Origin of the sequence: Caballeronia sp. LZ019, assembly GCF_031450825.1 — a bacterium.
In the GTDB taxonomy this organism is placed as follows: domain Bacteria; phylum Pseudomonadota; class Gammaproteobacteria; order Burkholderiales; family Burkholderiaceae; genus Caballeronia.
This window is the reverse complement of sequence record NZ_JARTVZ010000002.1, coordinates 696,086-708,449: the sequence shown is the minus strand read 5'-3', so window position 1 is coordinate 708,449 and position 12,364 is coordinate 696,086. Positions and strand designations below refer to the sequence as shown.

11 protein-coding genes are annotated in these 12,364 nt (G+C 63.5%); 6 read left to right on the top strand and 5 right to left on the bottom strand.

The features are described 5' to 3' along the window. Positions 1-24: 24 nt before the first annotated feature. From P9255_RS06220 to P9255_RS06210, 3 genes are all read right to left on the bottom strand, one after another. A complete protein-coding gene (locus tag P9255_RS06220) occupies positions 25-306 on the bottom strand; it encodes a hypothetical protein (protein ID WP_309766054.1) in 282 nt (93 codons plus the stop codon). Positions 307-524: 218 nt separating this feature from the next. Then, entirely contained in the window at positions 525-926 is a 402-nt protein-coding gene (locus P9255_RS06215) for a DUF4399 domain-containing protein (protein WP_309766791.1), read from the bottom strand. Positions 927-1,047: 121 nt separating this feature from the next. Then, positions 1,048-1,485: a DUF4399 domain-containing protein gene (locus tag P9255_RS06210; RefSeq protein ID WP_309766053.1), complete on the bottom strand. Its 438-nt coding sequence runs from the start codon at positions 1,483-1,485 to the stop codon at positions 1,048-1,050. A 292-nt stretch (positions 1,486-1,777) separates the two neighbouring features. Here P9255_RS06210 and P9255_RS06205 point away from each other — a divergent pair, with 292 nt between their 5' ends. Then, positions 1,778-3,589 carry an SUMF1/EgtB/PvdO family nonheme iron enzyme gene (locus tag P9255_RS06205; protein WP_404980292.1) on the top strand — a complete coding sequence of 604 codons (1,812 nt, stop codon included), beginning with the start codon at positions 1,778-1,780 and terminating at the stop codon, positions 3,587-3,589. 6 nt (positions 3,590-3,595) lie between these two features. Here P9255_RS06205 and P9255_RS06200 read toward each other — a convergent pair whose 3' ends face one another. Next, positions 3,596-5,467 (bottom strand): DUF3857 and transglutaminase domain-containing protein, encoded by a 1,872-nt coding sequence (locus tag P9255_RS06200; RefSeq protein WP_309789257.1) that lies wholly within the window; start codon positions 5,465-5,467, stop codon positions 3,596-3,598. A 156-nt stretch (positions 5,468-5,623) separates the two neighbouring features. Between P9255_RS06200 and P9255_RS06195 the strand changes: the two genes are divergently transcribed. From P9255_RS06195 to P9255_RS06185, 3 genes are read left to right on the top strand one after another with little or no spacing between them, the layout of a single operon-like run. Next, complete coding sequence (locus P9255_RS06195) at positions 5,624-6,769, top strand: HPP family protein (RefSeq protein WP_309766049.1); 1,146 nt, start codon at positions 5,624-5,626, stop codon at positions 6,767-6,769. 7 nt (positions 6,770-6,776) lie between these two features. Continuing rightward, the gene (locus tag P9255_RS06190) at positions 6,777-7,187 is read left to right on the top strand and encodes a MarR family transcriptional regulator (protein ID WP_309766048.1); all 411 of its coding nucleotides are present in this window, start codon (positions 6,777-6,779) and stop codon (positions 7,185-7,187) included. A gap of 34 nt (positions 7,188-7,221) precedes the next feature. Next, positions 7,222-8,982, top strand: a complete 1,761-nt coding sequence (locus P9255_RS06185; RefSeq protein ID WP_309766047.1) for a chloride channel protein — start codon at positions 7,222-7,224, stop codon at positions 8,980-8,982. Here the strand turns inward: P9255_RS06185 and P9255_RS06180 are convergent. Beyond that, positions 8,979-10,214 carry a hypothetical protein gene (locus P9255_RS06180; RefSeq protein ID WP_309766046.1) on the bottom strand — a complete coding sequence of 412 codons (1,236 nt, stop codon included), beginning with the start codon at positions 10,212-10,214 and terminating at the stop codon, positions 8,979-8,981. The two genes, P9255_RS06185 and P9255_RS06180, sit on opposite strands and share 4 nt — an antisense overlap. Before the next feature lie 926 nt (positions 10,215-11,140). Between P9255_RS06180 and P9255_RS06175 the strand changes: the two genes are divergently transcribed. Continuing rightward, the gene (locus P9255_RS06175) at positions 11,141-11,707 is read left to right on the top strand and encodes a hypothetical protein (RefSeq protein WP_309766045.1); all 567 of its coding nucleotides are present in this window, start codon (positions 11,141-11,143) and stop codon (positions 11,705-11,707) included. Positions 11,708-11,967: 260 nt separating this feature from the next. Next, on the top strand, positions 11,968-12,321 hold the full coding sequence (locus P9255_RS06170) for a winged helix-turn-helix domain-containing protein (protein WP_309766044.1): 354 nt from the start codon (positions 11,968-11,970) through the stop codon (positions 12,319-12,321). Positions 12,322-12,364 lie beyond the last annotated feature (43 nt).

Genomic DNA, 12,364 nt, shown 5'->3' with positions numbered 1-12,364 from the left:
GGTTTTGGCAAGCAAGCAGGCCGCTTAGCGGACCATGAAGCCCGAACCGATGTTGATGTTGCTGGTGTTGTGCGCTTCCTGCTTCGGCTTTACGTTCGAGGTGATGTCCTCGCCGAACGCGACATTCACACCGTTATGGCTCTCGGTGCTTTGCTTCTGGTCGATGAGCTGTTGCGTGTTGAACGTCAGGTCGTACTTGGAGACATAGCCCGGGAAGTAGAACGAACTGCCTCCGCGCACGGCCGACATCGCGCGGCGATCGAGTTGTTCGGTCACGGGAAGGTCCTGGATGGTCAGCGTCTTCATGGTGAGTCTCCTTGGTGCGCGTCGCGCGTTGGGTGGGTTCGAGCAAGCTGTCTGCTCGGGCCACTTAAACGCATGAGGCGTGCCATCTTTCGCGCTTTTAGCCGCTTCGCTTGCTGCGCAAGCCTGACAGCGAATGACTGCATGCGTTCACCGATACCGCACTGACTCTTCATCACCGACACTTCGTAGTCCAACTGTTTCCTCGGCACCAACATCGTTCACTTGACGTAGATCGTGATCTTCTTCGAATAGATCGGCGGGTTATGCGGGATATGCCGGTCATCGCCCATCAGGAGCTGAAGCGTGTGCTTGCCTGGCGGAAGCTCGATCATCGCTTCGGTCTCGCCCGCCCCGTAGTGCAGATGATTGCGGTCCGACGGAATCTCCTGATCGAGCGGCGGCAAGTCGGTATCGATCAAAAGATGGTGATGGCCGGTGTTCGGAAACTTCACGCCGCGCGGCGCGACGCCCATGAACCGCAAGCCGAACCACACGCGAAACGGCTTTCCCGCAGGCATCGTCTGTCCGTTGTTCGGATAGCCGATGTATGCATAAGCGTTGGCCGGCGCGGGCGTCGGCCCGCCTTCCGCCAGGCTCGTGTGGAACGGCGCCGCGAGCATCGCGACGAGCAGGATCGAACGGCAGCGCGCAAGCGCGCCAGTCTTAAGCGATGTCATGTCGTTTGCCCTCGGCGAGTACGCGTGCAAAGCCTGTCGTTCAGGCGCGAGAATCACGCCCGCCTCACGTCACCGTGATCGTGATCTTCTTGGAATAGACGGGCGGATCGTGCGGCACATGGTTGTAATCGCCCATCAAGAGTTGCAGCGTATGTTTTCCAGGCGGCAATTCGAGGCGCGCATCCGTTTCTCCCGCGCCGTAGTGCAGATGATTGCGGTCCGACGGGATCTCCTGATCGAGCGGCGGCAAGTCCGTGTCGATCAGAAGATGGTGATGGCCGACGTTCACCATGTCGATGCCCTTTGGACAGACGCCCATGTTGCGCAAGCCCATGCGTACCCATAGCTTACCGCCGCTTATCACTGCGCCGTCCGACGGCCAGATGATGTAAGCCTCCGCATTCGCCGGCGCGGGCGTGCGGCCACGGCCTGCGGAGAAAGACGAGTCGGCGGCTAAAGCGGCAAGCGAAGCCAATGCACCCAGCACGGTTCTTCTCAGCATGTCGTGATTGCCTCTTCAGAAAGCCAGCAGAAAATCGGCAGCCGCGCGTGATTCGCGATGAGACGCACGTCCGTGCTCGACATGCCGCGTGGAGTTCGCTTCCAGATTAGGACGTAACGTTTTAAAAAGATACGTGCGTCGGAAGGGACACGCATGCCGCATTCGCATACCTTCTTATAGGGGATTAAACGCAGAAAGACAGCGTGCTATCGTTGTTGGGTAGGCCAGCGATGCACCGGCAAGACGTCCGGCGTACTTGCGCTCATTCCAGCCGAACGGACAGGGTATGAAGATGTGGCGAATTCTATTGATCGCGGGCATGTTCATCACGATCGGCGCGGCATTCGCGCGGTCTGCGTCGCCGCCCTCTCCGCCTGAGTTGCACAAGGTTGCACTCGTCATCGGTAATGCAGACTATGCGGAGCGTGCGTTGCCAGGCGCGCAGCATGATGCCGACGACATCAGCGCCGCGCTCTCATCGCTAGGCTTTGGCGTGACACGGCTGACCAACGTTGGCGCAGACGCAATGCAGCATGAGATAGATTCATTCGTCGATCGTCTCGGCCCACGCGATACCGCGCTCGTTTATTTCGCGGGACACGGCATTCAGGTGGCCGGCGACGCGATGATGTTGCCCATCGACGCCCTCGGCAATGCGCCGCCTGACGTGTTGGCCAAAGGTATTGCGGTGAGAGACGTCGTCGCGCGAATGACTCATCGAAGGCCGCTTGCGAATAACGTGATCGTGCTCGATATGTGCCTTGGCGATCCCTTCGGCAAGTTCCCCGCCCGCGCGCTGGATTTGCCGCCGCGCACGCTCGTTGCGTTCGCTGCATCGCAGGATGCGCTGGCATCCGAAGGCGAACGCAACGGCGTGTTCACCGCCGCGATTCTTCGGCAACTGCGCATACGGAAGCACGCATCGTCCGCATCGTTCGATGCTGCCGCTGTAAACGTCGCTCAGAGAACGCACGGGGCGCAGAGACCGTGGATCGCATCGACTCTAAGCAGTGCAGTTTCGCTGGGCCGGCAAGCATCCATCGTGCAAATGGCGGCGAGCGATGAAACGCCCTTGCGGACACGCGGCATCCTTCCTAAAGACAGCAACGAACAATACGAACTGACTTTCTGGGAGTCGATCAAGGACAGCACTTATCCAAGCGACTACGAAGCCTATCTCAAGGCTTATCCCAACGGGCGCTTTGCGGCGCTCGCTAAAGCGCGCATAGACCGGCTCCGTGCCAGCGCAAATGCAAAACCGGCGGCGCCGCCGCCTGCCAAGCCCGCATCGCCTTCCGTTGCGACAGAAAAGCCTCGCCAGGACGCAGCCGTGGCGACGAAACCCGCGACCAACACGAACACGACCACTAGAGCCGCCGCCAGCGAAATCAAGGACTGCCCTGCTTGCCCGTTGCTGATTCCGATTGCGCCTGGCAGCTTCACGATGGGCAGCAACAACGACGATCCCGCCGAGAAGCCGCCGCATCATGTGACGATTGCGCGGCCCTTCGCCATCGGCAAATACGAAGTGACCGTCGAGCAATGGAACGCCTGTGCGGATGCGGGCGCGTGCACGCGCATCACATCGGATACCGGCGCCGCTGCGCCCGTCGCCAATTCGCCGATGCGCAATGTCAGTTGGGACGACGCACAGGTCTACGTGAAATGGCTGAGCAAGGTGGGCGGCAAGCCGTATCGCCTGCCGACGGAAGCCGAGTGGGAATTCGCCGCGCGCGGCGGCACGCAAAGCACTTACTGGTGGGGCGAGCAGATGAAGAAAGGCACCGCCGATTGCAAGGATTGCGGCGAGCCCTATCGCGCCGAGGCTCCGACGCCAGCCGGATCGTTCGCCGCCAATCCCTTCGGCTTATACGACACCAACGGCAGCGTATGGGAATGGGTCGCGGATTGCTGGCATAGTTCGTACAGGAACGCTCCCGCCGATGGCCGCGCATGGGACGACCCTTCATGTTCGGTGCGCGTGATTCGCGGCGGATCGTGGCGCGAAGGCGCGGCCTACATGCAATCCGCGACGCGCTTCAAATACAGCGCAAGCGTGCGTCAATCGCAGAACGGCTTTCGCGTCGCACGCGATGTGCAATGAAGCGGCTCATCGTCGGGATGCCTTGACGATGATCTGCGCTTGCGTATCGCGCTCTATTTTCTTGAGCACGGGCAGCGCCGCCTGAAAATCATCCGGCGAACAGACCTGCTTGCCGAAACGCGCCTCGAGCCTGCGCGATACCTGGATCGTGTTGCTCGACGGATCGAATACATAGCGCGAACGATAGTCGAAGAAGGCGCTCGTCAGGTCGACATCGTCCGGAACCTCGACGACCTGCATCGCTTTCGGAAGCGCGATCTGCGCGACTTCGTCAAAAGCGCCGCCGACACACAGATACGGCTGCGTGCGCGTGCGTTCGGCCAGCCAGTTGCGCGTCTGACTCGCGATGCCGCCCGACAAGCTCGTCAACGCGGGCAACGCGGTCGTGCCGGTCGGCCATACGATCTCGTCGAGCGTGCCGCGCAGCGTGGTGGCGAAGGGGCCGCTGGTGGCGTCGACATCGCTCGTGGTCAGCGCGCCCGCGCCACGCAGATTGGTGTATCGCAGGCGGTCTGCCGCAATCTGGTCGCGCCGCTGGCTGCTCGCGAGCCGAAGGTTCATCCGTTCGATCTCCGCGCTCCATCCCGCATCCTCGACCCAGTAGGCGAAGCTCGCGACGCCCTCGGGGGCGACATCGATCTGCAGGCGCGCCGTGCGGGAAAGCGGCTGCGTCGGCGGCGTGCGCGACACCACGCCCGATTCGACGAGCACCGTCGGCCGGTCCATGTCGGCGAGAGGCAAGAAGCCGAACTCGACGCTCGAGGCCGTGCTGTCCGCATAGATTCCGAGATCGGGGAGATACGTGATGACGTGATTGATCGCGCCCGATCCGTAACCCGGCGCCGATGGCAACGCGTACACCGAGCCGAGCCCGATCAGCGCCGCTTCGTTGCGCACGCCGACGGCATCGAGCAGTGCGCCGTACAGCGCAACGTGGTCCTTGCAATCGCCATAACGGTTCGCGAGCACTTCCGTCACGCGATGCGGCGCGGCCGGACTCTGGCCGATGAACATCGCCACGTAGCGGATGTTGCGGCGCACCCAGTCGTAGAGCGTCTTCGCCTTCGCACGGGCATCGGCGTCGCGGGCGGTCAGCGATTCGGCGAGCGCGCGGATCGCCGGATCGGTTGCGGTGGCGTCGACGGCCGGTCCGCGATAGCTCGCCGCAAACGCCGCGTAGTCCGCAAACGTGGAGACCATCAGCCGATCGCCGTACTGCGCATAGCCGACCGAGCCGCTCTCGATTCGTGCAATCCGCTCCCGGCGATAACGAAACGCATAGCGCGTGCGGCCATTCGCGGTTTGAGGCGGATCGGCGAAGAAACCGCGGGCATCGGCATGAAGCGGTTTGCCCGCAGGCAGATCGAACACGAGGCGCTGTTCGAGCACGGGCCGCTGCCCCGGCTCGACAAAATAGTTGAATTGCCCGGCGATGACGGGGCTTGCCTGACTTTTCCTGAAATGCAGATGCACCGTGGAGCCGACGCCGACTGCCGGAAAAATCACCGCACGCAGTTTCGCGTCCTGAAACGTCGGCGCGCCCGCCGAGCGCGGCTCCTGAATGTCGCGAATCTGATCGGGCGATACGTCGTGGCGCGCGCCGTTCGCATCGACGGAATAGGCCTCGACGATCTCCACCTTCGACACGCTGCGGTCGTACCAGACATAGCGCTGCGCGATCTCGTCGATGCCCGCCGGCGTGTTCGCGCGCAGCACGGTTTCGTCGTCCTCGGTGACGGAGCCGTCGTCCGCGACGATGAACTCGTGCACGTCGCTCACGATGGTCGAAGGATCGTCGCCGCCCGGCGTCCCGGGCGTCGCGGCGAACGCCGGAAGCGCGGCCACCAGCCACGCAAGCGCATGCGGGAATCGCATCATGGGTATCGACGGAAGGCAACGAGGCGAGCGTTCATCGTACAGGAACGAAACCGGGTGCGACGATTTGTATCATATTGAGATATAATTTCACGCTTTGGCGCGCACCGCCCGGCGCCGCCGTTCCCATTCGCCATCTCCACTTCACGATCAAGCAACGTGTCGCGCCCCGCTTTGCTCCGCTGGTTACACGGCTTCCTTCCCGCTCCGGTCACGCTCCGCTGGACCGAACGCCTGCGCGCGGGCGTCGGCGCGCTCATCGGCATTGCGCTGACGGGCGGCATCGCGCATCTGCTGGTCGGTGATGCATCGGCGATACCGTTTCTGATCGCACCGATGGGCGCGTCGGCCGTGCTGCTGTTCGCGGTCCCCGCGAGCCCGCTCGCGCAGCCGTGGTCGATCATCGGCGGCAATCTGGTCTCCGCGATCGTCGGCGTGACGTGCGCCGCGCTGATCCACGATCCGGTCGATGCCGCCGCGCTCGCCATTGCGCTCGCGATCTGCGCGATGTTCGCGCTGCGCTGCGTGCATCCGCCGTCGGGCGCGGTCGCGTTGACGGCGGTGCTCGGCGGGCCGTCGATCCACGCGCTCGGCTACGGCTTCGTGCTCGCGCCGGTCGCGATCCAGTCGTTCGCGCTGCTGGGCTCGGCGATCGTGTTCCATGCGCTGACGGGGCACCGGTATCCGCACGTCGCGCAGGTTGCGCCGAAGACGCCCGATGCCGCGTCTTTCCTGCGCGCCGATCTCGAAGCCGTGCTGGCGCGGCGCAGCGAAATGCTCGACATCGATCCGGACGATCTCGAAGCGCTGCTGCGCGAAACGCAATTGCAGGCCTATGCGCGCCGCTTCACCGAGTTCGCGTGCGCGGACATCATGTCGCGCGGGGTCGTCGCCGTGTCGCCGGAAACGACGGCACAGGAGGCGCTGTCGCTGCTGCTCAAGCATCGCGTGAAGGCGCTGCCCGTCATCGATGCGACGCGCCGTGTGATCGGCATCGTCACGCGCGCGGACATTGCGCCCGCCCTCCGCGCGACGCCCCGCAGCGGGTTTGCGCGCGCTGTCGAGCGGATCATGCGCGACGCATCGGCGACGCCGCCGCGCATCGCCGCATTGATGACGACCGACGTGTGCACCGTGGACGCGCGCACGGCCATCGCCGAGCTCGTGCCGATGTTCGCGGACTTCGGCCACCATCACATTCCGGTGGTGGATGGCCACGAGCGGCTCGTCGGCATGATCACCGAAACCGACCTGATATCGGGGCTGTACCGGCAGAGCTTCGCCGGCGAGCGCAAGAGCGCGTGAACGATCGATGAAACCCCCGCGCACGCTCGCCAAGCCCGACTTCGAACAGCTATCCGAATTCCGCTATCAGATGCGGCGGTTCGAGCGATTCTCCGAGCGCGCGGCGCAGGAGGAAGGCATCACGCCGCTGCAATACCTGTTGCTGCTGCATATCAAGGGCTACCCGGGCCGCGCATGGGCGACCGTCGGCGAGCTGGCCGAACGGCTGCAATCGCAGCATCACGGCGTGGTCGCGCTGGTCACGCGATGCGAGGCGCTCGGGCTCGTGCGACGCGAACCCAGCGCGGAGGACCGGCGGCAGGTTCAGGTCCATCTCGAAGCGCGCGGCGAACAGGTGCTCGCGCGGCTGGCGGCACTGCATCGCGCGGAGCTGAAGTCGCTGCAAGGCGCGTTTCGCGTGCCGCAGATCGACCTTTGAGTCATCCGCAGTTTTCTGGTTCTGGAGCGAAAGCATGAATCATCACAAACGCGACTTCTCCGTCAACGACAGGCTGCTGCGCATCTGCGGACTCGCGGCGATCATCGGGGGCATCAGCACGCTCGCGGCGGCCGTGCTGCTCGCGCTCATCCACCTGTTCACCAATCTGTTCTTTTTCGGGGCTTTCTCCATCGCGGACCGCTCGCCTGCGCTCAACACGCTCGGCGCGTGGGTCATCGCAATACCGGTGATCGGCGGATTGATCGTCGGCATGATGGCGCGATTCGGCTCCGAGAAGATTCGCGGCCACGGCATCCCCGAAGCGATCGAGGCCATTCTGTTCGGCAAGAGCCGCATGTCGCCGAAAGTGGCGGTGCTGAAGCCGCTGTCGTCGGGCATCGTCATCGGCAGCGGCGGGCCGTTCGGCGCGGAAGGCCCGATCATCATGACGGGCGGCGCGCTCGGTTCGCTGATCGCGCAGTGCATCGACGTGACGGCGGCCGAGCGCAAGACGCTGCTCGTCGCGGGCGCGGCGGCGGGCATGACCGCCGTGTTCGGCACGCCGGTCGCGGCCGTGCTGCTCGCGGTCGAACTGCTGCTCTTTGAATGGCGGCCGCGCAGCTTTCTGCCGGTGGCGCTCGCCTGCGCGGTGGCCGGCTTCGCGCGCGCGATGGTTTTCGGCACCGGCGCGCTTTTCCCGATGCAGACCGAGCCGCCGGAGATGCTGTCGCTGCTGTCCTGCCTCGTCGCGGGCTTGCTGTCGGGTGCGCTGGCCTCGGGGCTGTCCGCGGCGCTCTACAAGCTCGAGGATGCGTTCGGCAAGCTGCCGCTGCACTGGATGTGGTGGCCGGCGATCGGCGGGCTGGTGGTCGGCATCGGCGGATTCATCGAGCCGCGCGCGCTGGGCGTGGGCTATGACGTGATCGGCGATCTGCTGCATCAGCACATTGCGATTCAGGTTGCGCTCGCGATCCTCGCCGTCAAGGCGGTGATCTGGGTCGTCGCGCTGGCGTCGGGCACCTCGGGCGGCGTGCTCGCGCCGCTCCTGATGCTGGGCGCGGGACTCGGCACCGTACTCGGCGCGGTGCTGCCCGGCCACGACGCCGCGCTATGGCCGCTCGTCTGCATGGCTGCGACGCTGGGCGCCACACTGGGCGCGCCGCTGACCGCGATCGTGTTCGCGTTCGGCCTCACGCACGACAGCAATGCGCTGTTGCCGCTGCTCGCGGCCACGCTCGTCGCCCACGGTTTCGCGACGGTCGTCATGCGCCGCTCGATCATGACCGAGAAAATCGCGCGGCGCGGGTATCACATCTATCGCGAATACGGCGTGGATCCGCTCGAGCGTCATCATGTCGACGAAGTGATGACGCGCGATGTCCGCACGATCGACGCCGCCACGCCGATCGACGATGTCCTCGCGCAGCATTTCGGGCCGCAGCAGGCGCATCGGGCGTATCCGGTGGTGCGCGACGGCGCGCTCGTCGGCATGCTGGATCGCGCGGCCCTGCTCGATGCCTCCGATGCCACGACTGCCGGCGAAGCGCTGTCGCGCCGCGCGGATGCCGCGCCGGTGGTCGCGTTTCCCGGCGAGCCCTGCCGCCTGGCCGCGACGCGTCTCGCGGTGCATGAACTGGAGCGCCTGCCGGTGGTCACGGACGCGACGTCGATGACGCTCGTGGGCATCGTGTCGCGCAGCGATCTGGTGAAGCCGGCGCGCGCGCACTTCGACGAGGAGCATCGGCGGGAACGTTTCCGGACGTTCCGGCGCGCCGCGGCCCTGAAAAAGCCCTAAGCGCGTCTCGTGGCCGCCAACTGCGCCAGATCCGCCCGCATATCGGCAAGCGGCGCCGACCAGTCGCCCAGCTGCTCCTGGCGATAAAGCCGCATCGACGGATACCACGGCGTATAACGCCGGCAGTCGTACCAGCGGTGATCGCAGGCCTGCGCGAGCAGCATCCACACCGGACGATCCAGCGCGCCCGCCAGATGCGCGGCGCCGGTATCGATGGAAATGACGAGATCGAGTTGCTCGTACGCGCGGCCCGTGTCGCCGAAGCTGTGCACGTGCGGCGCGAGGTCGGCGACATCGTGTGCGCGCATCATGGCGCGCTCGGCATCGCTCAGATCGCCCACTTGCAGCGAATAGAAGCGGCAACCCGGAACGGCGAGCACGTCGGCCAGTTGCGTCAGCTGAATCGAGCGATACGGCTCATGCCGCACGCCGCTCGTGCTGCGCCACACGAGACCTACTTTCAGCCGCGACTCTCCCTCGGCGAGCATCGCGCGGATTTCGGCCGGCAAAGGCCGCGCGGTGTCGAGCGAGATCAGCGCGGCGGGATTGTGCTGGGGGAAATACGGCGAAGCCTGATAGCGCGGCCAAAGATGGAACGCGGTGGCGATACGGTCGCACCCATGCGATTCGGCGATGCGAGCTTCGTGCGTCGGTTCGGCGGTGCGCACGCCGGGGCGCCGACGGATGACATCGGTCCAGAAGTCGAACGCCTCTATCACCACTTCGCGCGCGCCGTCGTTCAACAGGGCGTCGATGTATCGCGAGAACAGGACCAGATCGCCGAAGCCGCCCTCCGTGAACAGCAGGATCGACTTGCCGGCGACGGGTTCGTCGAAGCCGAGCAACTTGGGCTTCATCAGATCGATCCACGACTGATCGCCGTTGAATAGCGTGGAGAGCAGCCATTCGGCGCGCGGCAGATCGCGGTTCATGCGGTAAAGCGCATGCGCCTCATGGTATTTGCCCCGCGCGTACAACAGCATGAGCAATTCCTCGGTGAGTTGATAGCGGACGAGGTCGCTCAGCGAATCGCAGAGGCTGCGTTTGAGCAGCGATTCCGCTTCGGCGTGCATGCCGAGGCAATGCATATCGACGCCCAGCTGCCCCGTCCACACGCCGCCCTGGTCCGGCAATGCCGCGAGCTGGCGGATCATCGCCTGCGCCTCGGACGCGCGGCCCGCCAGGCGCAAGGCGCGAACGTTGTCGATGGTGATACGCAGGGTGGAGCTCATTTGGGGCGGTCCGGCAAGGCTTAGGCTCAGTTGGACGATATGGTAATGCGGCGCGCTGACGCGGATGCAAAGAAAGGTTGAAACGTGCTCGCATCGCACCGGATTGCACCGCGTCCCGGTTTGCAATCCGGTGCGCTTGCTGATATGGTCGCTGCACCGTAATGTCGGCGTTTCTTTACGGCTTGCTTGTATTGCTCTGCGTGCGCAGAGATAGACCATCTGGAAGTTCAGAGATGATGTAGGTTAATCATTGCTCCTCCGCTCTGCGGAGACCTTAGAGGAGTTTCAGTCCGGCTGAAACTCCTCTTTCTGCCCGATACCGTTATCCCGAAGCTGTCGTCTTTTAGTACGCGGGGAACGGCTAAATCCCGAGAAGGTCCCAGGCATTTCGCGTCTTTTTGGCAGCGTTGTTCGAGAGACATATTCTTCTCGTCAATCGACTTCGCTCATTCACTGCGCAAAGGACGCTGTTCCCCCGATTACCCGCTAGTAAATAGGAAATATCTAGTTCATTTCAGTGGGCAACTCTCTATACGATCTTCAACACGAACTCTGGCAGTTCCGAGGTATCCCACTTCTCTAAAAAAATCGTATTCGAGGCAAGAAATGAAAAACAAAAGTTTCTGTACCCGGTGCAGCACGGACGGAGCCGAATCGCCCGCCAAGCGATGGAAAGGCAAAAAACGCGGCAGCGTACTTGCAGAGCGACATCGGAATTCGCCACCGCCTGTTCGACTAGCCGCATTCCTCCGTGCTCTGGTGCTGTTCAGTCTTGTTTTTCTGACTCATATTGCACTGTCCCATCACGTCGATGTGACGATTATCGCGAGCATTGCCCGGTAAGCGTCAACGAAATGTTGCTCCATAATGCCATGCCACCGTGCTACAGTCTCGCCCCGCCAGTGGACCAGCAACATCGATTCATCATGGAATACCTGCGTCAACGTGCGCCAATCATCGCGAGCACAGCCGCGCTCTTTCTCGTGACGCTCGTCGCGAATGAGTTGCTCTTTCCGGCTTCGGAGTATGTGCGAGGCGCGAACTGGATCTATCTGCCAGCAGGCATGCGGCTCTTATGCACGCTCCTCTTCGGCGATGCAGGCGCAATCGGCATGTTATGCGCCGCGTGGGTCAGTTGCATTTTCCTGTATTTCCCCGACGACCCGGTGCGCTCATTCATGTACGGCACCATCTCGGCGCTCGCGCCGTACCTGATTTATCTTTTCGCGACGCGCGTGCTCGGCTTGCGTACGTCACTGTCGAATCTCACGGCGCGCAGGCTGCTTTTGCTCATCGTGCTCTACGCAATCGCGAGTCCGTTGCTGCATCAGCTCTGGCTTGCAATGCGCGGTGAAATCGCAGGCGCCGACAAGCGCTTCATGGTGATGGTGGTGGGCGATTTATCCGGCAGTCTGATTATCATCTATACGATCAAGCTGACCTTGTGGGCGATAATGACGCTCGCGCCATTGCGACGCCGCCCAGGCGATTAGCACGATGAACCACGCGACAAAGCGCGAGCCCATAAAAAAATGCCGCCTCGCACGAAACGAGGCGGCGCGGCACACCACTTTTCTCTTGTTCTCTCAGGTTCTCGCGTAGACGATGACGTATGTCCATCATCGCCAACCCGATGACTGCATGATAGCAGTCGCTTATCAGTTTGATAAGTTACTTTCTGTCGGCGCGCGACCGAGTATGATGAACCGCACACCGAAGCAACTCAACGCAGCGCCGAAGGAAGCGCATCATCATGGCCAATAAACACCTCGTCGACGCTTATTTCCGATTCCTGAATCTCGCGCAGGCGGTTCAGGCGTTGCCATCCGTGCCGAAACTGGATGCCGCCGAGGAACGGCTGCTGGAAGCGCTCACGGCCGCGTGGCATACCGGCCGCGCGCTGACCGTGACCGAGACGATGGCGCTGTCGATGGCGGGCGCGCCGGCCACCGTGCATCGCAAGCTCACGCGGCTCAAGGAGCAAGGCCTCGTCAGGCTGGACGAAACGGGCGCCGATCTGCGCACGAAGTCGGTCGTGCCCACGGGCAAGGCGCTCGCTTATTTCGAGCAACTCGCCGCTTGCCTGGAAGAAGCGAAGAAGAAGTAGCGCGCGCCCGGTCCGACGGGGCGGGTTATGCTGGGGCTCGAAC